Here is a 21,621-nt window from a genome sequence, read left to right on the forward strand (position 1 = left end):
GGCGGGGCGGGGGTGGGCGGAGGCGGGAGCCGACGCGGGGGCGCATGTCCGGTTTGCATATGTCGGCGATATGCCGTGCTGTTTAGGCTCCGGGTATGCGCGTGCTGATCGTGGAGGACGAGCCCTACCTGGCCGAAGCCGTGCGTGACGGTCTCCGGATGGAGGCGATCGCCGCCGACATCGCCAACGACGGCGACTCCGCCCTGGAACTGCTCAGCATCAACTCCTACGACCTCGCCGTCCTCGACCGCGACATCCCCGGCCCCTCCGGTGACGAGATCGCCCGACACATCGTCGCCTCCGGCAGCGGCATCCCGATCCTCATGCTCACCGCCGCCGACCGGATCGACGACAAGGCCTCCGGGTTCGAGCTCGGCGCCGATGACTACCTCACCAAACCGTTCGAGCTCCGCGAGCTCGTGCTGCGGCTGCGGGCGCTGGACCGCAGACGCGCGCACGCCCGGCCGCCGGTCTTCGAGATCGCGGGCCTGCTGCTGGACCCCTTCCGCCGGGAGGTCTTCCGCGACGGGCGCTACGTCGCGCTCACCCGCAAGCAGTTCGCCGTGCTCGAAGTCCTCGTCGCCGCCCAAGGCGGTGTCGTCAGCGCCGAAGAGCTACTGGAGCGTGCCTGGGACGCCAACGCCGACCCCTTCACCAACGCCGTCCGCATCACCGTCTCCGCGTTGCGCAAACGACTCGGCCAACCGTGGCTCATCGCCACGGTGCCCGGCGTCGGCTACCGAATCGACACCGGCAAAGACACCGGCCAAGACGCCGACGAAGACACCGGTAAGGGCCCCGGCGAGGACACCGGCAAGGGTCCCGCTCACCCTGGCAGCCTTCATGAATAGGCGTCCAGGGCTCAGCGCCCGGCTGAAGCTCACCATCAGCTACGCCGGATTCCTCCTTCTCGCCGGCGCTCTCCTGCTGGCCGTGGTGTGGTTGTTCCTGCTGCGCTACGTACCCGACGGTGCGATCACAGCCGAGCCGGTGCGCAGCTGGCCCGAACGCGAGCCGGGGCGTGGCTGGCCCGATGGGCCGGCACCCCCGCACATACCCAACCGCACCGACCTCCAGCGCGCCTTCGTCCCCCCCGCGGCCCAAGCGATGGCCTTCCTCCTGGTGTTCGGCCTCCTGGGAGGATGGATCCTCGCCGGCCGGATGTTCGCACCGCTCACGCGGATCGCAGACGCGGCACGGATGGCCGCGAACGGATCGTTGTCCCACCGGATCCACATGGAAGGCCCCAACGACGAATTCCGCGAACTCGCCGACGTGTTCGACACCATGCTCGAACAACTCGAATCCCACGTCAGCGAGCAACAACGGTTCGCCGCGAACGCCTCTCACGAACTGCGCACCCCGCTGGCGATCTCGAAGACACTCCTCGACGTCGCCCGCAACGACCCCAGACGGGACCAGGGCGAACTCATCGAACGCCTTGACGCTGCCAACACCCGGGCGATCGACCTCATCGAAGCCCTCCTGCTGCTCAGCCGAAGCGACCGCAGGAGCTTCACCCGTGAACCCGTCGACCTGTCTCTCATCGCCGAAGAAGCCGCCGAAACGCTGCTTCCCCTCGCCGAACGGCGCCAGATCACGCTCGACGTCACCGGCGAGACAACCCAGACCGTCGGCTCCGCGGCGCTCATACTGCGGATGGTGACCAACCTCGTACAGAACGCCATCGTCCACAATCTCCCCGCCGGCGGCACCGTAACGGTCCACACCGAATCGCAGCACGACACGAGCGTGCTGTGGGTCGAAAACACCGGCTATCGGCTCCCACCGGAACTCGTATCGACCTTCACCGAACCCTTCCAACGCGGAACACAACGCATACGCACCGACGAGCACGTCGGCGTCGGTCTCGGGCTGGCCATCGTGCTCAGCATCGTCCGAGCACACGATGGGACCCTCGACCTCACGCCCCGCTCCACCGGCGGTCTCCTCGTCACGATTCGACTTCCCCGGCACGTCGCAGGCATCGTCGCCGAGTGGCGCCCACTAGATCGTTGATGGGAAATCCGATGGCCGGCTCCGCAAGGCAGACTCCGCCGGTGGCGTAGCGGCGACGGTTCTGTGCCCGCCCCGCCCCGCCCAGGCCCGCGCCCTCGCCAGGGCCCGCGCCCGCGTCTTGGCCGCGTCTAGCCGCGCCGCCAGCGTTCTCTTCAAACTTTTTCCTGTCCGCGTGTCAGGAACGGCCGGGCTGTCTCGTCTCGTGTTCGAAAGCAGGTTCTGAGAAGAACACGCCACCTGTAGCAAGGAGCTGGTCATGAGCGAGCAGACCACACACCAGAAGATCGCGCTGGTCACCGGGGCGAACAAGGGGATCGGCCGTGCGGTTGCCGAGCAGCTCGCTGCGCTGGGCATGACGGTCCTGGTCGGGGCCAGAGACCAGCGGCGTGGCGAGGAGGCCGCTGCGGCGATGCGCGCGGCGGGCGGCGGCGACGTGCACACGGTCACCTTGGACGTCACCGACCAGACCACCGCCAGGGCGGCCGCGAGGCGGGTCGAGGAGCGCTTCGGCCACCTCGACGTACTGATCAACAACGCCGGCATCACCGGCTCCGGGCAGGTCTCACCACAAGACGCCTACGATCAGGTCCCGAGTTCGGTCGACCTGGACATGGTCCGGACGGTGTTCGAGACCAACGTCTTCGGGGTGATCGCGGTGACCAACGCCATGCTGCCGCTGCTGCGGCGGTCACCGGCACCGCGCATCGTCAACGTCAGCAGCCACGCCGCGTCGCTGACCCTCACCAGCGACCCGGACGGTCCGTTCGCAGCCTTGATGCCCTCGGTCGCGTACACCCCCTCCAAGTCCGCGCTGAGCGCGCTGACCGTGCAGTACGCCAACGAGCTGCGCAAAGACGGCATCCTGGTCAACGCCGCCGCTCCCGGCTACGTCGACACCGACAGCAACAACCACACCGGGCACCTGACCCCCGCGCAGGGCGCCGCGGTCGTGGTGCGCCTGGCCACGCTCGGCGCGGACGGGCCGACCGGTGGGTTCTTCGGCGAAGACGGCCCGCTGCCCTGGTGAGGTGGCCCGGGCACGTCGTGGTGGCGGACGTTCAAGAAGGAGCTGGCTTGACCAAGACCGAAGAGTTCCAGGAGCTGCGGCCGCTGCTGTTCTCGATCGCCTACCGGATCCTGGGCAGTGTGAGCGAGGCCGAGGACGCGGTCCAGGAGACCTGGCTGCGCTACCAGGCATCCCCAGCCCAGCCCGCGTCGGCCAAGTCCTTCCTTTCGACCGTGGTCACCCGGATCTCGATCGATGTGCTGCGCTCGGCCCGGGTCCGGCGGGAGGAGTACGCCGGGCCGTGGCTCCCCGAGCCGCTGCTGACCGACCCCTACGAGGACCCGGCGCGGTCGGCGGAGCTGGCCGACTCGGTGTCGATGGCGGCCCTGCTCCTGCTGGAGCGGCTCACGCCGCTCGAACGCGCGGTCTTCGTCCTGCGGGAGGTGTTCGCCTTCGGCTTCCCGGAGATCGCCTCGGCCGTGGGGCGATCCGAGGCGGCGTGCCACCAGCTCGCGGTGCGGGCGCGACGTCACATGGACGCGGGCCGGGCCCGGTTCGAGGCCGACCGCAAGGAACGCGAGGAACTCGCCGAACGGTTCTTCCACGCCTTCCGGCAAGGGGACGTCGACGAGCTGGCCGAACTGCTGGCCGCCGACGTTCACATGATCGGCGACAGCGGCGGCAAGGCCCCGCAATGGAAGCCGGTCATCCTTGGCGTCGAGAACGTGGCCCGGGTGCTCGCAGCGTTCGTCCCGCTGGTCGTCAGGGGCGGCGGCGTCGTGGAGTCACAGCAGGTGAACGGCCAGCCCGGCGCGATCTTCCGCGATCGGGACGGTCAGGTCCTCAGTACCTGGGCGCTCGACGTACTCGACGGACAGATCCAGACCATCCGCACGGTGAACAACCCTGACAAGCTCGCGCACGTCGGTCCCGTAGCGGACGCCTGGGCGGCACTCCGCGAGGCGAACCAGGCTGACCGGCCCACAGAATGACCCAAAGCAGGGCCCAGAGACTACTGATGGCGGCAAGCACGGCCGGCCACGCGCTGGATGATCGCCACAACTCCTCCAGCAATACGTGACGTGGAAAAACCTGCGGCGGCTTCGCCAGCAGGTCCATCCAGCGGTCTTCCTTGCACACACTGGGCTACGTCCGCCGGGGGTGGTGCTCCAGAACGTCGGTCGGTCACGGACGTCCCCGGTGGCCTTGACATCGGTATCCGTAAGTCGTAGCTTACGGTTCGTGGACGCTAACCAAGATGGTTCTGGGTGGGAGGCTCTTGGTGATCCCACCAGGCGCGCCATCGTGGCCTGTTTGGCCGAGCGGCCCCGGGCCGTGGGCCAGCTGGCCGAGCAGCTGCCGATCAGCCGGCCGGCGGTGTCCCAGCACCTGAAGGTGTTGAAGGATGCCGGGCTGGTCACTGATCAGGCCGAGGGCACCCGGAGGGTGTATCGGCTCAATCCGGCGGGCTTGGCAGCGTTGCGTGATCAGCTTGATACGTTCTGGAACCGCGCGCTGGAGGGCTATCAGGACGTCGTCGACCAATCGACCGAGGAGAAATCATGACCCAAGCAGCGGCTGTGGTGGTTCGCCGGCAGATCGTCGTCGATGCGCCCATCGAGCAGGCCTTCGCGGTGTTCACCGAGCGGTTCGGCGACTTCAAGCCGCCCGAGCACAACCTGCTCGGCGCACCGATCGCCGAGACCGTGTTCGAGCCGAAGGTCGGCGGACACATCTACGACAGGGGCGCCGACGGCAGCGAATGCCGCTGGGCGCGTGTCCTGGCCTACGAACCGCCGGACCGTGTGGTGTTCAGCTGGGACATCAGCCCGCAGTGGCAGATCGAGACCGAACCGGACAACACCAGCGAGGTCGAGGTCCGGTTCGTCGCCGAGACCCCTCAGCGCACTCGGGTGGAGCTGGAGCACCGCCACCTTGACCGGCACGGCCCCGGCTGGGAATCGGTCCGCGACGGTGTTGGCGACGACCAAGGATGGCCGCTGTACCTGGACCGGTATGCCGCCCTGTTCACCGAGGACAGCTGATCTGGCGCCTGAGCACCAACCGACAAGTGAGTGGCGTTGGGGCGTTGGCTAGGGCGGAGTTACCGCCATTGAGCGTTCCAGCGCGAGTCGGTGATCCACGTCAGGGTCTGACCGCGTCGACGTCGTCGCCCGTGTCGCTCTACGGGGAAGGGCCAGTGCCGGCACGATGATGACCGCGACGACGACATGGCTGATGTGTGCGCGGTGGGGCGCTTTCCTGATGTCAGGGGCGGGTGGCGGTGCCGAGGATCTGCGGGGTAGCGGGGAAGGGCATGCCAGTGTCGGCGCTGGTGAGGGTGTCGAGGTGGTCGATGGTGAAGCCGGCTCGCTTGATGGCGCTGAGGGTGTCGCGGGAGCAGTGGCAGCCGCCCCCGAACCAGGGCCACACGTGAGTGACGTCCAGGGTCTGCTGGATGCGGCGCCGTGCGGGTCGCGGATCGTGGACGTGTTCGAAGAACCGCAGCTGGCCGCCGGGCTTGAGGACCCGGGCCATCTCGGCGAGTGCGGCGTCCTGGTCGGGCACCGAGCACAGGACCAGGGAGGCGATGGCGGCGTCGCAGGAGGCGTCGTCGGCGGGTAGCTGGTCGGCCCAGCCGTCGACGATCTTGATCGGCACGGTGGCGTGGTCGGTGATGGTGTCGGCGCGGGCCTCGGCGGCAATGGTGTCGGCGCGGGCCCGGGCGAGGGCGCGCAGGTGGGGTTCGGGTTCGACCGCGATGACCTCGGTGACGGTGTCCGGGGAGTGCCGCGGCCTGCAGGGGCGCGCGAGTTCTGCATTCCTGGGAATTCAGAAAAACGACCTGGCCGGAACCGGGGCATCAAGGCTTTCGAAGGGGGACGCGGAGTACTTGAGGAAGACCCGGCCGATCAACTCGGTGCGGCTGCGGGTGCCGGTCTTGCTGAAGATGGACTTCAGATGATCCTGGACGGTGTACGGCGAGACGTGCAGGGCCTCGGCGATCTCCTTGGTGGACAGGCCGTTCAGGCAGAGCCGGGCGATCCTTCGCTCGCAACCCGACAGGCCGTAGGCGTGGGCGATGAGCGGTGCGACCTCGTGGGGCGCGGCGGCCTGGATGACGACCGCGACGCCGCGGTCGGAGAGCCTGGTCCCGTGGAGGCTGAGCCACCGGCCCGAACGGGTCCGGACGCGGGAGCGGGCCGGAAGCGCCGCGCCTCCGCGGGTGCGAGCCGCGATGATCGTGACCATCGTGGATTCGGCCGGGCTCCCGGGCGGCGGCACCTCGACCATGTCCTCGATCCAGCGTTCGGCCGCCGCCGAGATCGACTCGACGCCGCCCCGTTCGCCGAACACCACGATGCCCGGGACGCCGTCGCCCACGGTGGCGTCCGTCGCTGACGAGATCAGCAGGGTGCGCCGCAGCCCGTCCGCGATCGGCTCGGAGAGCGCGGTGAGGGCCCGCACCTCATCCTCACCGAAATCGGGGCGGTCCGGGCCGCGGAGGAACACGGTCGCGCCCCAGCAGGCTCCGTCGATCACGCAGAACGCGCGCAGCTCGCCCCCGGAAAGAGCTGGTTTCCGATGACATGACCAGTGGTTGATGTCCTCTGGAGGAAATTCCTCATCGCCGGACCCTGAATTTGCGCGGCGCATGTTTTTGGCCAGGGTTCCGGTGAATGACAGGGTTTCCGGATCGACCGTGTACCAGCGGCAGCTGTCGAACGCGACAAGGCGATTCAACGCCTTGGTGGCCTGTGTCGCAAAGTCGACCCAATCAAGGTCGGAGCGCCCGAAACGTTCGATTTCACTTCGCACCCGGCGCAGCATCTCTCGATTCACCAATCCATCGTAGACTTCGCCCCCTCTATCCCAGAATCCTGGGATAGCCCCCCGCCTCTGGCCGATCAAATATTGGCCATATCGGAAAATTAAGGGGGAACCATGAAGCACCGAAAACGCGCCGCTGTGATGGCGCTCGCGCTGGCCGCGGCGAGCTTCGGCGTGACGGGGACCGCGTCCGCGGACCCGCCCGACGACAAGGCCGCCATACATAAGGTGCGAAAATGGACAAAGAAGTATCTTTGGGCGAGGAACGCCAAGGCCGACGGATTCAAACTGGTCGGCGAGTGCGTCCCGGGGATGGGCTACCACTTCGTCAAGCCCAGCCGTCTGGACAGGAAGGTCGTCCCGTCCAAGCCGGAGGCACTGGTCTACGCCCCAAGCCATAGGGGCCTGAAATTGGTGGCGGTGGAATACATCGTCATCGACAAGGACAACGACATACACACCGGCCGCGACCGCCCGAAGCTGTTCGACCACTACTGGTTCGACGGTCCGATGCTGGGCCACGAACCCGGCATGCCAGTCCATTACGACCTGCACGTGTGGGCCTGGCTGAAGAACCCGTACGGGAACTTCGCGACCCACAACCCGCGGGTCAAGTGCCCGCGCTTCAAGTAGCGCAAATCCGATAGGGCGGGCGGCCCACAAAGGCCGGCCCGCCCATCTACGGTCAGATGTCGCGCCAGATGACACGCTTTGCGCCGAGATACTCGCCGAGTTCCTGTGCCGCCCTGGCCGCGATGTGAGCAGGGACCGCGCTGCGTTTTGCGTCGTCGAGGGTGTCGTAGTCCTCGAGCCTGGCGGGGGGTGAGTTTTCGTTCCGATACGCGATGTACACCGCGATCCGTCCACGCTTGGTGAGAGCGACCCCCATGTATTCGCCTGCAGGGCCGTACCCGTCTATTGCCGTCTGTGCCTTGTCTCTGTCTGGCTCGACGAGCCACCGGCCAACGAAGCCGGTGATGACCTGAGGGTCTCCGACCTCCACCGTGATCTCTTCGAGCTTGCGTTCCGGATGGGCCAGAGCATCAGCCACCACTCGCCGGGCCGACGCGATCACCTGGTGTGCGTCTCCGAGGTCACCCCTGGTGAATACTCCCTCCACCACGTGCTCGTCCTGCAGGTAGTGGTTCAGCATCCAGCCTCGCCCCTGCGAGGCGTGGTAGCCGTATTCGAGTTGCGGCCGCCCATCGAACGCATGGCCGCCCTCGTCTGCCTTGTAGACGACCTGGATGTCTTTGGGGCTGGGCAGGTATTGCCGTAGGGCTGCTGCCACGATTTGTGAGGTGCTCACGTCGGCGGCCTTGCTTGCTTGGTCGGCGCGCTCCCATGCGGGGAGGTCCTCGTCGCGAATGTAGAGCGTCTTGTTGGGCAAGGCCGAACACCTCCGATGTACGTGGAGTCCACGTGCATGTGGAATATATGTGGATCGTAGGTGAGTCAACTTGTTGATCACAAGCAGAGGGCGGATTTCTAGCGCTGCGCCAGCAACGTTTGTGTGTGGTCCCGTTCCGCTTGCGCGTCCAGGCGTTCCCACGCTTTGAGTGCGCGAGCCAGCTCGGCACGATCGTCGTGTAGGCGCCCGCGGGCACGGGCTAGGCAGGCCGTCGCCCAGCCGTTCTCCTCGGCGAGCGGGGTGGCGGCCGCCAGCAGTTCCGCCGCGTCCGGCAGCCGCGCCACCACGGCCAGCTCCGCGCCCGCCGCCCGCGCGTACGCCAGGTACGGGTCCAGCGGCGCGTTGACGGCGAAGGCCTTACGAACGAGGGATTCGGCGTCGTCGAACTGTCCGTCATGGATGGCAAGGCGGGTGTCTGCGAACGTCATGGCCGCCGCCGTGCCGAGCGTGCCATCGGCCACCTCCGCGGCGCGGGACCTCCACAGCGCAACTGATTCCGGTTCGTCGAGCATCGCGCACGCCAGCATCGTTGTGCACACCGCCGGCAACATCCAGCGCGGCGCCGGACGTCCGGCCCGCTCCCACTGGTCCCACATCCGCTCGGCGTATCCGATCGCGTCGCGGAACCGTCCGGTCAGCACGAGTGGCTGGACCAGGCGGCTGGCCGTGATGTGGGTGTCGCGCAGCAGGTCGTCCTCTATGCCCGCCCGCGCTGCGGCCATCGCGCCGCGCAGGTCGCCGACGATGATCGCGTAGATGCAGGCCCGGCCATAGGTGTTGCAGATCTCGGGCCCGCAGTATGGGTCGTTGCGATCCATGGACGGCAGCAGCCGCAGGCGTTCCCGGGTGATGCGGTTGGCCTCCCGCAGCCGTCCGGCGTGCAGCGCCGCGGTCGCCTCCACGCACAGCCCGGAGCTGATCAGTACCGGATCCGCGGTCGCCCGGGTGGCGGCGACGGCGGCCGAGGCGAGCTCGGGGTCCGGCACGCCCCTGTCCGGGCCGGCCAGCCACGCGCGGGCCAAGGCCACGCACGCCGCCACCTCCGGATCGTCGCCGTGCCCGGCTGCGACCGCGTCGTTGAGCAGGCCGATCAGGTACTCGTTCGGAACGCCGGTCTCGAACGCCTCGGGGAACCGGCACGCCGTCTCCACCGCGCGCGCCAGGTCGATCGCCCGCCCGCGTTCGTCCCCATCCCGCCGTGCCTGCTCGGCCGCCTCCAGCAGCAACTCGTACACGTGCTGGTTGGACGTGGTGCTCACGTGCGCGCACCAGGCTCCCGCCCGCAGATCGCGCGCCGCCGAGGCCGCGCTCGTCGCGAGCGCGGCGGCGGTCCGGTGGTGCGCGAAGGACTCCAGCAGGTGCCGGCGGGCGAAGGTCAGGTGCGCCAACGCACTCGCCAGCCGGTGCGTCACCTCGTCCGGACCGCCGGACGCGGTCAGCGCGGCCCGCAGATCCGCGGCCATGGCGTCGAAGTCCTCCCGCCACAGGGGATCACCGAGCCTGCCCTCCACTGCGGACGCCGCGGACTCGGCCCAGCGAAGGTGCCAGGCCCTGGTCTTGTCCTCCTCACCGGCGGCGGACATCTGAGCCAGCGCGAACGCTCGTACCGTCTCCAGCAGGCGCCAGCGGCTGACCCGCCCGCGCAGGTGCACCACGAGGCTTTTGTCCACCAACCGGCCCAGCAGGTCCGCCACGCCCGCCCGGTCTCCGCCGACGGCGGCCGCGGCGTCGATGTCGAATGCCCCGACGAACACCCCGAGCCGCCGGAACAGCGTCTGTTCGTCCTCGCCGAGCAGGTCATAGCTCCAGGACAGGACCGCGCGCAGGGATCGGTGCCGCTCGTCGCCACCCCGGCCGCCGGACAGCAGCCGCAGCGCGTCCTCGAGGGCGGCGAGCAACCCCGTGGCACCCAGCGACGCCCCCCGGGCCGCGGCCAGCTCGATCGCCAAGGGCATGCCGTCCAGCCGCGCGCACAACTCGGCGATCACCGCGGGCTCCGCCACGAACTGCGGGTCGGCGGCCAGCGCCCGGTCGTGGAACAGCCGCTCGGCGTCCGAGCCCAGCGGCAGCGGGGAGATCGGCACGCTGCGCTCACCCGGGAGGCCCAGCCGCTCCCGGCTGGTCACCAGCACGCGAGCGCCCGGGCAGGCGGCCAGGATTCGTTCGGCGAACGCGGCCGCCTCGTCGATCACGTGCTCGCAGTTGTCCAGGACGAGCAGCGACCGCCCGGTGCCCAGCCGCGCCGCGACCGCCTCCTCCAGCGGCTGGTGCGAGCCCTCCGTCACCCCGAGCACGGTGGCGACCGCCCTCACCACGAACCCGTCGCGCACCGGCACCAGATCCACGAACGCACCACCGGACGGGAACAGCGCGACGGCGTCCTCGGCGACCACCGCGGCCAGCCGGGTCTTGCCCACACCGCCCGGACCCAGCAGCGTCACCAGCCGGGCCTCCTCGACCGCGGCCAGCACGGCAGCGCGCTCGGCGTCGCGGCCGACGAACGTCGTGCCGGACGCGGGCAGACCGGCGATGCGGCCCGGCTCCCGCACCCCGGAGCGTGCCAGCTCCGCCAGCGCCCACCGGTCGGCCATTCCGTACTTGCGCAGCAACGACGACACGTGGCTTTCCACCGTGCGCACGGAGATGTGCAGCCGATTCGCGATCTGCGCGTTCGACAGCCGTGCGCCGAGCGCGGTCAGCACCTCGGTCTCCCGGTCAGATATCCGCTCCGCCACCCTCGGCCCCTTTCCGTGGCGGCATCCGTGGTGCTCTGCGGTCGGCACGGATGACCGCGGCTCCCCTCCGGGCGGAGGCTAAAGGCACACCCGACAGGAGGGAGGACATCATGGACACCCTAGCCATCCGCCCCGCCACAGAACTGGACGAACTGATCACCGCGGTACGCGCGGCCGTCGCCCGCCACGCCGACTGGCGCGACACCACGTCCTATGTGGCCGACGCACTGCGCGAGCACCTGCCGCCGCCCGAACTGCTCTCCGCGGATCAGCTTGCCGGTGAGCGCGGTACCTTCGCCGGCCACCGCCTGCACATGGAGCCGGACGGCTCGTTCTCGATGGTGGCCATCGTCTGGCAGCCCGGCGCGCTGACCCGCATCCATGACCACGTGACCTGGTGCGTTTTCGGCGTCCTCGCCGGCGTGGAGCACGAGGACCTTTACACGGTCTCCGAGGACGGCACCGCCCTGATCGAGGTCGGCAGCAACCCGAACCTGACCGGCGACGTCAGCGGCTTCGCCCCACCCGGCGACATCCACCGCGTCCGCAACGTCGGCGACAGCACCGCCGTCTCCCTGCACATCTACGGCACCGACCTGGACCGCATCGGCTCCAGCGTCCGCCGCTACTACGACCTCCCGGTCCGCTGAACTGATCGGAAAACTACCGTAAAGAAGGAGAACCACCATGACGCTCCGGCGGATGGACAACATCCTCATCGTTGTCAACGATCTTGAGGCCGCTATCGCGTTCTTTGCCGAACTCGGTATGGAGGTGGAGGGCAAGGCGCTCGTCGAGGGAGATTGGGCCGGCCGTGTCGTCGGGCTCGAGGGCGTCCGTTCCGACATCGTCATGATGCGGACCCCGGACGGCCACGGGCGGGTCGAGCTGTCGAAATTCCACACGCCGTCGGCGATCAGCCGTGAGCCGCGCAACGCACCGGCCAACACGCTGGGCATAAGTCGCATCATGTTCGTCGTCGAAGACATCGACGACGTCGTTGCCCGCCTGCGCACTCACGGCGCCGAACTCGTGGGCGAGGTGGCGCAGTACGAGGACAGCTACCGGCTCTGCTTCATCCGCGGCCCCGAGGGGATCATCCTCGGACTGTCCGAGGAGCTCGGCTGACGGCCCCTCAGCTGACGGCCTCTCGCGGCCGGGCTGCGACCAACCAGAACGATCCGCTGGGCGGACCAAGGAACGACGACGAAGGGCTGACCGTGCAACCGAACGAGATCACCGAAGTTCTGAACCGGCCGATTGCTCAAGAACTGCTGGCCCGCGACATGACCCGCTTGGCCTACGTCGCCAATGACGGCACACCCCGCAACATTCCGATCATCTTCGCCTGGAACGGCTCGGAGATCGTCATGTGCACCCCGAAGAACGCCCCGAAGCTCAAGGCCTTGAGCAAGAACCCGATGGTCGCCCTGACGATCGACACCGAGGTGCACCCGCCCAAGATCTTGCTGATCCGCGGCCGGGCCGAGCTGGACTACGTCGATGGCATCCCGGACGAGTATCTCCAGACGACCAGCACCTACGAGATGACGCCCGAGCAACGGGTCGAGTGGGAGGTGGAGATCCGTTCGCTCTACCACGACGGCATGGTCCGGATCGTCGTGACCCCGACCTGGGCGAAGCTGATCGACTTCGAGACGACTCTGCCGAGCCCGGTCGAGGAGCTGATCCGCCAGCGGGAGGAACGTCAGCGCGCCTGAGCGTCAGCGCGCCTGAGCGCCGTGCGGTCCCCCGCTGCCGCTTTGTGGCTTGGTAGGTGAGAAGCAGCAGCGTTTGCCGGTTGCGCCCTGCCCTATGGCAAGATTTTCTGATGCTGCAACTCACGGACTTCATCATCGACTGCCCGGACCCGATGAAGCTGGCGGCCTTCTACTCCGAGGTGACAGGCCGCCCGATCAAGGAGGGCAGCGACGACAACTGGGCCGGCATCGCCTTCGGGAAGATCGAGCTGGCCTTCCAGCGGGTGGACGACTACCGCCCCCCGCGCTGGCCCGACAACGAACACCCCAAGCAGTACCACCTTGACTTCGAAGTGGACGAAATCGAGCCCGAGCAGCGCCGCGTCGTCAAGCTCGGGGCGACACTGCAGAAGGACTTCATCGGACCCGAGGGCTACGGCTGGCAGGTCTACACCGACCCGGTCGGGCATCCCTTCTGCCTGTGCCGCAACAAAGGGGTCACGTGGACCGACGAAGGGGTGGTGTGGCCCTAAGGCGGCAGCGCGCTCAGGCACGGCCTAGCGCGCCACGCGGTAGTGGGAGTAGACGACTCTTGAGCTGAACGTGCGGGTCTCGACGAGTTCGAGATCCACCCGGCGCTCGCGCTGGGGAAAGAACGGAATGCCACCGCCGACCAGCACCGGATAGACCATGGCCCGGTACTCGTCGATCAGATCCAACGCTGCCGCCTCGGCGGCGAGAGTCGCCCCGCCGATCGCGATGTCGCCCTCCCCCGGCTCGGCTCGCAACCGCTCGATCTCCTCCGCCAGGCCGCCGGAGGCAAGGCGCGCATTGCCCTGCACCGTCGACAGCGTGGTGGAGAACACCACCTTGGGGAGCGGCTTCCAGAGCGCGGTCCATTCGAGCCCTGAGTCGTCGATCGATGGATCCTGGTCGGCGGTCTCCCAGAACAGCATCGTCTCGTACAGCCGCCGTCCCAACAGGTGGGCGCCGACCTGTCGTATCTCGTCGATCCAGAAGCGAAAGACCTCCTCGTCGGGCTCCCCCCAGTCGAAGCCGCCGTCCGGCCCGGCGATGTAACCGTCGAGTGAGACGCTCATCGAATAAGTCACGCTGCGCATCAGACGTCCTCCTCGATAACGGGTTCGCTAGTACGACCGCCGGACGTCGCAGAATTCATCGCGGCTCGCGGGATCCCCTCATATCTCCCCACCCCACGCGAAGATCATCATGACGGGAGGCGATCTTTTGTAGCGGCGCGCATCGCGTCGGCTGAAGCGTTTCTCCGCGCCGCCGGTCCTACGGACTGGCCGAACGGGCTTATGCGGGGGCCTTGTCACCGGGACCTGCGGCGGAGGCGGGCGCGGGAGGCCGGGCGAAGGGCGCCATCCCTGCGAGCTTTCCGCCGTCGATCGGCAGCGCGGCTCCCGTGATGAACGACGCGGCGTCCGAGCACAGCCACACCGCTGCGGCGGCCACCTCTTCCGGTCGCCCGATGCGGCGTGCGGGGATCGCGCCTGCGGCCATGCGCTGCGCCTGTTCCCCTGCCGCCTGGAGTTGCTCGGTGAGGATCGGCCCAGGAGCGAGTGCGTTGATCCGCACCCCGGCCTCGGCGTAGTCGAGGGCGGCGGATCTGGTCAGCCCGATGAGGGCGAACTTGCTCGACACGTAGGCCGCCAGTCCCCCCACCGCCTGCAGCCCCGCAGTGGACGACATGTTGACGATCGCGCCGCCCCCGCCTTCCAGCATGGCCGGGATCTCGTGCTTCATCGCCACGAAGACGCCGCGCAGGTTGACCGCCATCGCGCTGTCGAAGTCGTCGACGTCGACGTCCGCCAGGGGCATGGGCCGGTGGCCGCCACCGGCCGCGTTGTTGACGGCCGCGTCGAGCCGTCCGAACTCCTCCATCGTGCGGCGGATGAGCCGTTCGACCGCGTCCGCGTCGGTCACGTCGGTCGGGACGGGCAGGGCGCGGCCGCCCGCGTCGTTGATCTCCGTTGCCAGCGCGGACAGCGCGGCGGCGTCGCGGGCGGCGAGGACGACGGCGGCACCGGCCTCGTGCAGGGCCTTCGCGGTGGCGGCGCCGATGCCGCGGCTGGCTCCGGTCACGAGGGCGACGCGGTTCTCGAGGGGACGTGCGGTGGTGTTCATGGTGGCCTCCGTCGGCCGGTGGTAGTAGAATTCGTTGGACAGACAGTAAATCCAAATTTAGGGACGGTCAAGGGTGAGCCCTCGCAGGTATGAGTCGACCAAGCGTCAGGCGGCCGCGGAGGAGACGCGCCGCCGCATGCTGGCCGCCGCGCGCGGCCTCCTGGCGGGAGCCTCGGCGCCGCAGATCTCCGTGGACGCGGTGGCCAAGGCCGCCGACGTGTCCCGGCAGTCGGTCTACAACGCCTTCGGATCCAAGTCCGGATTGCTGGAAGCCCTGTTCGACTCGCTTGCCGGCCGTGCGGGCATGGGACTGGACCGCGCCTTCACCGCACCCGACGCGTCCGCCGCCCTGTCGGCGTTCACCGAGACCTTCTGCGGCTTCTGGGCGTCCGACCGGCTCGTCATCCGGCGGCTCCGAGGCATGGCCGTCCTCGACCCCGATCTGGACCGCCTGCTACGCGAACGCGACGAGATGCGCCGGACCGCCCTCACCGAGCTGCTCCGCCGGCTCACGCCGACGCCTGACGCCGAGGTGGTGAACGTCATCTGGCAGCTCACCAGCTTCGAGACGTATGACGCCCTCACCGGTCACGACACCCCTCGCCCCCTGGAGGAGGTGATGCGCGTCATCTCCGGCACGGCCAGGGTCGTCCATGAGAACGCAGACCAGTCGCAGTAACGCCGCCCCGCAAAGCCGGCCTCTGCCCAGGATCAGTACCTTGGGAAAGCTAGCCGGGTCACGCAACGGGTGACGCAAGGGGAAGGGGGCCAGTCCGGTGAAGTACATGCTGGTCATCTGCGACGACGAGTCCGATCCGCAGGGTCCGCGGGAGATCATGCGCCGCCCCGACCACGTCGCCTGGATCGACTACCTGCAGAGCAGCGGGGTGAAGCTGCTGGGCGGCGAGCGCCTGCGGCCGAGCGGCGATGCCACAAGCGTACGGGCCCGGGACGGTGAAGTGCTGATCAGCGACGGGCCGTACATGGAGACCAAGGAGCAGATCGGCGGCTTCGCGCTCATCGAGTGCGCCGATCTCCACCAGGCGATCGAGGTCGCCGCCCGGCACCCGTTCGCCGCGCACGGCGTGATCGAGATCAGGCCGGTCTGGGAAGGGTGAGCGGACCGGTCGACGCGGCGCTCACCACGGCGTTCCACCAGGACTGGGGGCAGATCGTCGCGACACTGATCGGGGTCACCGGCGACTGGGACCTTGCCGAGGAGTGCGCGCAGGACGCCTTCGCGCTGGCGCTGGAGCGGTGGCCGCGCGACGGCGTCCCGGACCGGCCGGGCGCCTGGCTCACCACCACGGCGCGCAACCGCGCCATCGACCGGCTGCGCCGAGACGCCGTCGGCGCGGCGAAGCTGCGGGAGGTGGTGGCGACCTCGCGCGGCGCAGCACAGGGCACCGAGGACGCCGAGGTCAGCGGAGTCTCCGACGACCGGCTGCGGCTGATCTTCACATGCTGTCATCCGGCGCTGGCTTTGGAGGCCAGGGTCGCGCTGACGCTGCGGACCCTGGCGGGTCTGACCACGTCCGAGATCGCCCGGGCGTTCCTGGTGCCGGAACCGACGATGGCCCAACGCCTGGTCCGGGCCAAACGCAAGATCCGCAACGCGGGCATCCCCTACCGGGTCCCGCCGGCCCACCTGCTCGAGGAACGTACGAGCGGGGTCCTCGGTGTGCTCTACCTGCTGTTCAACGAGGGGTATGCCGCGACCTGCGGCGCCGATCTGGTGCGGCAGGGGCTGACCGCCGAGGCCGTACGGCTGGCGCGGCTGCTCGTCCGGCTCCTGCCGCACGACGGCGAGGTCGCGGGGCTTCTGGCCTTGATGCTGCTGCACGAGGCCCGGCGTGGCGCCCGCCTCGACGACGCGGGCGACCTGATCAGCCTGGAGGAGCAGGACCGTACCCTCTGGGACACCGCCGGAATCGCCGAAGGGGTCGAGCTGCTGAAGACGGCGCTCCGGCGCGGGCGGCCAGGGCCGTACCAGCTCCAGGCGGCCATCGTCGCCTGTCACGCCACCGCCGCGGACGCCGCCGACACCGACTGGGAGCACATCGCCGAGCTGTACGAGCGCCTGGTCGAGCTCCTGCCCTCGCCAGTGGTACGGCTCAATCGGGCCGTCGCGATCGCCATGGCCCGCGGCCCGGCGGCCGGTCTCGAACTCGTCGACGAGCTGCAGGCATCGGGAGCGCTGACCGGCTATCACCTGTTGCCGGCCACCCGGGCCGATCTGCTCCGCCGCCTGGACCGTACCGACGAGGCCGCGGCGGCCTACCGCCAGGCGCTGGACCTGGCGACCACCGACAGCGAGCGGCGTTTCCTCTCCCGCCGGCTGGCCGAACTCGGGGGCCGCTGAAATCTTTCCGGTGGGCTGTCGATTTCCCCGGCGCCCGTTCGTCGGTGGGGCGACCTACCAACGAACGCCAGGAGGCGTGACATGCGCAAGCTCATCGCAGCGATGAAGATCTCCGTCGACGGCAAGACGGAAGGACCGGAAGGATACGCGGACTGGGTGGCGGCCTGGTCCGACGACTACGACCTGACCGCCCAGGTGGACGCGTGCCTGCTCGGCGCGGGGATGTACGGAGGCTACGAGTCGTACTGGACCGCGATCCAGAACGAGCCCGAGGGGGATCACTGGATCACCGGCCAGCCGCCCACGCCGGGAGAGCTGGAGTGGGCGCGCTTCGCCGCGCGGACCCCGCACTACGTGCTGTCGAGCACCATGGAGTCGGCGCAGTGGCCGAACACCTCGTTCCTGCGCGGCCTCGACGAGATCGCCACGCTCAAGGAGCAGCCCGGCAAGGACATCTATCTGATGGGCGGCGTTCAGATCACCGCCAGCCTGATCGACGCCGGGATGGTGGACGAACTCCGCCTCATCGTCTACCCGCTCATCGCCGGGGAGGGAAAGGCCCTCTTCTCGGGGATGCAGCAACGGCACGGACTGGAGCTCCTGAAGGTTGAGCAGTTGCCGGACGGCCTTGTGAGCCTCGTCTACGGTTCGGCCAGGTGAACGAGGTGCGGGTGCGGGTGCGGGTGCGGGCGGCGCCCTGTGGACGGGGTGCTCGCCGACCACGCCAAGGACATCGTGATGTTCGACGTGCCGCCGCCGTTCGAGGGCGTTCGCGGCATCGAGGCCTACCGCCAGACCTGGCCCCCGTTCTTTGAGTGGCAGGGGCCTCAACCACGTCCGCCTCGACCCAGGAGCCGACACCAACACGCGCCTATCCCTGCCGAGCGCGGAGGCGCCCTTGTCCGCCGGAGCAGCCTGCCCGTCGATTGAGGGTCGAGGAGCGACGCTAGGAGACGGCGTTATTGAAAGGCTTTTACTCCGTTAAGCACGTTCATCGAGAATCAGACCGCGCGCTGCCACAGCAAAGCTGTCCGGACTGAGCGACGCAACGCTACTCAGGGTGTGGCACAGCGTGCTCCAGGAACGCGCCGGCACGATTCTGACATGTCTTGTAAAGATCGCGGATCAGCGTCGGTGAGATCATCCTGGGCAGGCAGGCCGACTTCAGCCCGGCGGTTTTGAAGGGAGCGGTGTCGCGCGCCCACTTCCAGCGCACAAAGATCGCTAACCCGGCGACGTTATGCCTAGAGACCGAATCTGGCCATGTGGGCACCTGCTGGCCGCGATATCACGTTTTTCTTGTCATGAAACTCTTGGTTGGAGGGCGGCCCGGGTTGCCACTGAGAGTGTGGTGCCGGGAGCGGTGGGCCACGTGCGCGTCAGTTCACGTTGTCGACGGCCGGTGACCAAGTGTCCGGTGCGGCGGAGTTCCGGCTGCTAGGACCGTTGGAGGTCGCGGTCGGAGGGCGGCTTGTCCAGGTCAACGGCCGAAGGCAGCGGGAGTTGCTGGCGATGTTGCTGGTGTCGGCCAACCGTCTGATCTCTCTCGAGGCTTTGGTGGACATGGCCTGGCGGGCCAGGGCTCCTGCCACGGCACGAAGGCAGATACAGAACAGCGTCGGCCGGTTGCGCAATGTTCTGACAGAGGGCGGTGTCCCCCCGGAAGTGATCGAGACACAGCCCGGTGGATACGTTCTTCGGGCCGACGGCGATGGACTCGATGCGCTCGCCTTCACGAGCCGGGTCGCCGAGGGGCGACAAGCGGCCAAGGAAGGCCGTCTGGAATCCGCCACGGCGAAACTGCGCGGTGCTCTGGCGTTGTGGCGGGGAAAGGCCCTGGCCGAGTTCGACGCCGACGCCATATCGAACGAGGCGGCCCGGCTGGAAGAACTGCGCATGGCCGTACTGGAGGAATGTCTTGAGCTGGAGTTGCGGCAGGGCCTGCACCACGATCTGATCGGGGAACTGACGGCGCTGACCCGGGAACATCCGCTGCGGGAGCGGTTGTGGTCGCATCTGATGCTGGCCCTGTACCGGGACGGCCGCAGGGCCGACGCGCTGGCGGCCTATCGGCAGGCGCGCCATGGGTTCGTCGCCGAGCTGGGTTTGGACCCGGGGCCTGAATTGCTGAGGCTTGAGACGGCCGTTCTCGCCGGGGACCGGAGTCTGGACCCGCCCGGCGGGCATGAGCAGGTGGAGCGGCCACAGCCTTGCCAGTTGCCGGCCGACGTGTCGGACTTCACCGGCCGGGACGATATAGCGCGAGAACTGGAGGAGCTGTTCCGGCGTGAGTGTGAGGGTCATGCCCTGCCAGTTGTGGCGATCGCCGGAAAGGCCGGGGTCGGCAAGACCGCGCTGGCCGTGCACGTCGCCCACCGTCTTCGGGATGTGTGCAGAGATGGTCAGCTCTATGTGAATCTCGGTGGTCTCCGCGATCACCGCGCCGACCCCGCCGAAGTGCTGGTCCGTTTCCTGCGGGCGCTGGGCACCGCGAGCACCGCCATACCATCGGCGATCGAAGAGCGGGCGGAGATATTCCGGGAACAGCTCGCGGACCGGCGCATGCTCCTGGTTCTGGACAACGCCGTCGACGACGCGCAGATCCGGCCGCTGCTCCCAGGAGCCTCGGGCAGCGCCGTGCTGATCACCAGCCGGTCCCGGCTCACGGGCCTGTCCGGCGCGCGGCTCGTCGAGCTGGACGTGCTGGAAGCCGGGGATGCGGCCGGCATGCTGGCGCGCGCTGTCGGGGAAGACCGGGTGAAAGCCGAGGCCGCCATCACCCATGACCTGGTCCGGCTGTGCGGGCGACTGCCGCTGGCACTGCGCATCGCGGGCGCGAGGCTGGCCGCCCGGCCACATTGGACACTCGAACGGATGGTCAGCCGCCTGACGAACGAACGACGGCGGCTGGACGAGCTCTCCCACGGCGACCTGGAGGTCCGCGCGAGCCTGTCGCTCAGCTATCGGCGTCTTGATCCACGATCACGACGGCTGCTCCGTCTGCTGGGACTGCTGCAGGCGCCGGACCTCACGGGCTGGGTATGCGCGGCACTGCTGGACACGACCGTGCAGGCGGCGGAGGAATTGATCGACGAGTTGATCGATACCCAGTTGATCGACGCGGCCGGGCAGGACGCCGTCGGGCAGACGCGTTACCGGTTTCATGATCTCGTCCGCCTGTACGCCAGGGAACGCGCCTTCGAGGAGGAGTCCTCCTCGGAGCGCGTAGCAGCGGTCACCCGTGCGCTGGGGGGCTGGATGGCGCTGGTGGAACGCGCGCACAGGGCCGTGCACGGAGGTGACTTCGCCATCCTGCACGGCACCGCACCGCGCTGGCTGTCAGCGGTGGAGGAGCTGGGGGACGTCATCGACGCCGGCCCGCTGGCCTGGTACGAGACGGAACGCCTGAACATCGTCGCGGGCGTACGGCAGGCGGCGGACATGGTGCTCGATGTTCCCGAGGCCGGCGAGGTGTTCAGCGAACTGTGCTGGGATCTCGCGGCCACCGCGGTCTCCCTGTTCCAGCTCCGAGGGCACTACGACGATTGGGAGGACGTTCTCACCCGTTCCCTGGCCGCCACGCGCACGGCAGGCAATCCACGCGGAACCGCCTCCATGCTCACCGGGCTGGGATGGCTGGGCACCTACCGGCACCAGTACACACACGCCGCCACGATGCTGAGCGAGGCCCTTTCCCTCTTCCGGAACCTCGGTGACGATCACGGATTGGCGCTGGCCCTCCCCATGGCCGCCCACATCGACGGCATGCGCGGCCGATACGACGAAGCCATCGCCCGGCATGACGAGGCATTGCGCGTCCTTCGCAAGGTCGGGGACCACAGCGCCGAGATCTTCGTACTGCGCTCGATCGGCCAGGTACTGGTCGAAGCCGGGAGGTCCGAGCAGGCCAGGCCGTACCTGGAACAGGCACTCGCCCAGAGCCGCGAACGCAACCCACACGCGCGCGCCGAAGTGCTTTGCTGGCTCGGCGAGTCGTATCTCGCCTCAGGCGACGCCGACCGCGCAGAGGCGATGTTCCTGGAGACGCTCGCCATCGCGGAGCAGATCGGAGACCCGCGAGGCGAAGCCAACGCCCGCCATGGGCTGGGACGGATCAAGCTCCAGACCGGTGCGAGCGTGGCGGCCCTGGAACTGTTCCACCACGCGCTGCTCCTCACCGCCCGAGTGGGCGAAGGACGGCTGGAAGCGCGTATCCGGCTGTCCCTGGGCCGTCTCCACCATCGGCGCCGCAACCACGACGAAGCGATAACCCAGCTCACGCGGTCCGCCCAGATCTTCGACCTCATCGACGCACCGATCTGGCATGCGCACGCGCTCACGGCTCTCGGAGAAGCCCGCCGGACCTGAACCGGCCGACGCCCTCACTCGCGGTCCCGGCATGACCG

21 protein-coding genes and 1 pseudogene are annotated in these 21,621 nt (G+C 68.6%); 16 read left to right on the top strand and 6 right to left on the bottom strand.

The features are described 5' to 3' along the window. Window positions 1-95: 95 nt before the first annotated feature. From ACH34W_RS51485 to ACH34W_RS51510, 6 genes and pseudogenes are all read left to right on the top strand, one after another. Window positions 96-752, top strand: a pseudogene (locus tag ACH34W_RS51485) (response regulator transcription factor); the annotation flags it as partial. Window positions 753-843: 91 nt separating this feature from the next. Further along, entirely contained in the window at window positions 844-2,019 is a 1,176-nt protein-coding gene (locus ACH34W_RS51490) for a sensor histidine kinase (RefSeq protein WP_395968619.1), read from the top strand. 256 nt (window positions 2,020-2,275) lie between these two features. Then, window positions 2,276-3,046: an SDR family NAD(P)-dependent oxidoreductase gene (locus ACH34W_RS51495; RefSeq protein WP_395968620.1), complete on the top strand. Its 771-nt coding sequence runs from the start codon at window positions 2,276-2,278 to the stop codon at window positions 3,044-3,046. A 47-nt stretch (window positions 3,047-3,093) separates the two neighbouring features. Beyond that, window positions 3,094-4,017: an RNA polymerase sigma-70 factor gene (locus tag ACH34W_RS51500; protein WP_395968621.1), complete on the top strand. Its 924-nt coding sequence runs from the start codon at window positions 3,094-3,096 to the stop codon at window positions 4,015-4,017. Window positions 4,018-4,267: 250 nt separating this feature from the next. After that, window positions 4,268-4,591, top strand: coding sequence for an ArsR/SmtB family transcription factor (locus ACH34W_RS51505; protein ID WP_395968622.1), 324 nt, complete (start codon window positions 4,268-4,270; stop codon window positions 4,589-4,591). Beyond that, window positions 4,588-5,070, top strand: a complete 483-nt coding sequence (locus ACH34W_RS51510; RefSeq protein WP_395968623.1) for an SRPBCC family protein — start codon at window positions 4,588-4,590, stop codon at window positions 5,068-5,070. Before ACH34W_RS51505 ends, ACH34W_RS51510 begins: the two co-directional genes overlap by 4 nt. Window positions 5,071-5,293: 223 nt before the next feature. Here ACH34W_RS51510 and ACH34W_RS51515 read toward each other — a convergent pair whose 3' ends face one another. After that, window positions 5,294-5,857, bottom strand: coding sequence for a class I SAM-dependent methyltransferase (locus ACH34W_RS51515; protein ID WP_395968680.1), 564 nt, complete (start codon window positions 5,855-5,857; stop codon window positions 5,294-5,296). After that, complete coding sequence (locus tag ACH34W_RS51520; RefSeq protein ID WP_395968624.1) at window positions 5,858-6,868, bottom strand: LuxR C-terminal-related transcriptional regulator; 1,011 nt, start codon at window positions 6,866-6,868, stop codon at window positions 5,858-5,860. It lies immediately after the preceding gene. A 102-nt stretch (window positions 6,869-6,970) separates the two neighbouring features. Between ACH34W_RS51520 and ACH34W_RS51525 the strand changes: the two genes are divergently transcribed. Then, window positions 6,971-7,489 carry a hypothetical protein gene (locus ACH34W_RS51525; protein WP_395968625.1) on the top strand — a complete coding sequence of 173 codons (519 nt, stop codon included), beginning with the start codon at window positions 6,971-6,973 and terminating at the stop codon, window positions 7,487-7,489. A 52-nt stretch (window positions 7,490-7,541) separates the two neighbouring features. Here the strand turns inward: ACH34W_RS51525 and ACH34W_RS51530 are convergent, their stop codons facing one another. Both ACH34W_RS51530 and ACH34W_RS51535 read right to left on the bottom strand, forming a co-directional pair. Further along, entirely contained in the window at window positions 7,542-8,246 is a 705-nt protein-coding gene (locus ACH34W_RS51530) for a hypothetical protein (RefSeq protein WP_395968626.1), read from the bottom strand. A 98-nt stretch (window positions 8,247-8,344) separates the two neighbouring features. After that, on the bottom strand, window positions 8,345-11,002 hold the full coding sequence (locus ACH34W_RS51535) for an ATP-binding protein (RefSeq protein WP_395968627.1): 2,658 nt from the start codon (window positions 11,000-11,002) through the stop codon (window positions 8,345-8,347). A gap of 110 nt (window positions 11,003-11,112) precedes the next feature. Here ACH34W_RS51535 and ACH34W_RS51540 point away from each other — a divergent pair, with 110 nt between their 5' ends. The 4 genes from ACH34W_RS51540 (at window position 11,113) to ACH34W_RS51555 (ending at window position 13,235) form a co-directional block, all read left to right on the top strand. Further along, window positions 11,113-11,652, top strand: coding sequence for a cysteine dioxygenase (locus tag ACH34W_RS51540; RefSeq protein ID WP_395968628.1), 540 nt, complete (start codon window positions 11,113-11,115; stop codon window positions 11,650-11,652). Between the two features lie 52 nt (window positions 11,653-11,704). Continuing rightward, window positions 11,705-12,130, top strand: a complete 426-nt coding sequence (locus ACH34W_RS51545; RefSeq protein ID WP_395968629.1) for a VOC family protein — start codon at window positions 11,705-11,707, stop codon at window positions 12,128-12,130. A gap of 92 nt (window positions 12,131-12,222) precedes the next feature. Next, window positions 12,223-12,723, top strand: coding sequence for a pyridoxamine 5'-phosphate oxidase family protein (locus ACH34W_RS51550; RefSeq protein WP_395968630.1), 501 nt, complete (start codon window positions 12,223-12,225; stop codon window positions 12,721-12,723). A 110-nt stretch (window positions 12,724-12,833) separates the two neighbouring features. After that, entirely contained in the window at window positions 12,834-13,235 is a 402-nt protein-coding gene (locus tag ACH34W_RS51555) for a VOC family protein (RefSeq protein WP_395968631.1), read from the top strand. A gap of 24 nt (window positions 13,236-13,259) precedes the next feature. Here the strand turns inward: ACH34W_RS51555 and ACH34W_RS51560 are convergent, their stop codons facing one another. Continuing rightward, window positions 13,260-13,823 carry a dihydrofolate reductase family protein gene (locus ACH34W_RS51560; RefSeq protein ID WP_395968632.1) on the bottom strand — a complete coding sequence of 188 codons (564 nt, stop codon included), beginning with the start codon at window positions 13,821-13,823 and terminating at the stop codon, window positions 13,260-13,262. Between the two features lie 199 nt (window positions 13,824-14,022). Then, window positions 14,023-14,853, bottom strand: a complete 831-nt coding sequence (locus tag ACH34W_RS51565) for an SDR family NAD(P)-dependent oxidoreductase (RefSeq protein ID WP_395968633.1) — start codon at window positions 14,851-14,853, stop codon at window positions 14,023-14,025. A gap of 73 nt (window positions 14,854-14,926) precedes the next feature. Between ACH34W_RS51565 and ACH34W_RS51570 the strand changes: the two genes are divergently transcribed. From ACH34W_RS51570 to ACH34W_RS51590, 5 genes are all read left to right on the top strand, one after another. Beyond that, the gene (locus ACH34W_RS51570) at window positions 14,927-15,532 is read left to right on the top strand and encodes a TetR/AcrR family transcriptional regulator (RefSeq protein WP_395968634.1); all 606 of its coding nucleotides are present in this window, start codon (window positions 14,927-14,929) and stop codon (window positions 15,530-15,532) included. 106 nt (window positions 15,533-15,638) lie between these two features. Continuing rightward, window positions 15,639-15,971, top strand: coding sequence for a YciI family protein (locus ACH34W_RS51575; RefSeq protein WP_395968681.1), 333 nt, complete (start codon window positions 15,639-15,641; stop codon window positions 15,969-15,971). After that, window positions 15,968-17,215: an RNA polymerase sigma factor gene (locus tag ACH34W_RS51580; RefSeq protein ID WP_395968635.1), complete on the top strand. Its 1,248-nt coding sequence runs from the start codon at window positions 15,968-15,970 to the stop codon at window positions 17,213-17,215. Before ACH34W_RS51575 ends, ACH34W_RS51580 begins: the two co-directional genes overlap by 4 nt. A gap of 81 nt (window positions 17,216-17,296) precedes the next feature. Continuing rightward, entirely contained in the window at window positions 17,297-17,875 is a 579-nt protein-coding gene (locus tag ACH34W_RS51585) for a dihydrofolate reductase family protein (RefSeq protein WP_395968636.1), read from the top strand. Between the two features lie 750 nt (window positions 17,876-18,625). Next, entirely contained in the window at window positions 18,626-21,583 is a 2,958-nt protein-coding gene (locus ACH34W_RS51590; RefSeq protein WP_395968637.1) for a BTAD domain-containing putative transcriptional regulator, read from the top strand. Window positions 21,584-21,621: the final 38 nt, after the last annotated feature.

It is taken from the genome of Actinomadura sp. 6N118, assembly GCF_044326415.1.
Classification (GTDB): Bacteria; Actinomycetota; Actinomycetes; order Streptosporangiales; family Streptosporangiaceae; genus Spirillospora.

Bases quoted from the DNA above. Each gene is read 5' to 3' on its own strand.
- ACH34W_RS51525 (WP_395968625.1), top strand. From the start codon at position 6,971: ATGAAGCACCGAAAACGCGCCGCTGTGATGGCGCTCGCGCTGGCCGCG.
- ACH34W_RS51545 (WP_395968629.1), top strand. From the start codon at position 11,705: ATGGACAACATCCTCATCGTTGTCAACGATCTTGAGGCCGCTATCGCG.
- ACH34W_RS51555 (WP_395968631.1), top strand. From the start codon at position 12,834: ATGCTGCAACTCACGGACTTCATCATCGACTGCCCGGACCCGATGAAG.
- ACH34W_RS51560 (WP_395968632.1), bottom strand. From the start codon at position 13,823: ATGCGCAGCGTGACTTATTCGATGAGCGTCTCACTCGACGGTTACATC.
- ACH34W_RS51575 (WP_395968681.1), top strand. From the start codon at position 15,639: ATGCTGGTCATCTGCGACGACGAGTCCGATCCGCAGGGTCCGCGGGAG.
- ACH34W_RS51540 (WP_395968628.1), top strand. From the start codon at position 11,113: ATGGACACCCTAGCCATCCGCCCCGCCACAGAACTGGACGAACTGATC.
- ACH34W_RS51585 (WP_395968636.1), top strand. From the start codon at position 17,297: ATGCGCAAGCTCATCGCAGCGATGAAGATCTCCGTCGACGGCAAGACG.
- ACH34W_RS51565 (WP_395968633.1), bottom strand. From the start codon at position 14,853: ATGAACACCACCGCACGTCCCCTCGAGAACCGCGTCGCCCTCGTGACC.
- ACH34W_RS51490 (WP_395968619.1), top strand. From the start codon at position 844: ATGAATAGGCGTCCAGGGCTCAGCGCCCGGCTGAAGCTCACCATCAGC.
- ACH34W_RS51495 (WP_395968620.1), top strand. From the start codon at position 2,276: ATGAGCGAGCAGACCACACACCAGAAGATCGCGCTGGTCACCGGGGCG.
- ACH34W_RS51510 (WP_395968623.1), top strand. From the start codon at position 4,588: ATGACCCAAGCAGCGGCTGTGGTGGTTCGCCGGCAGATCGTCGTCGAT.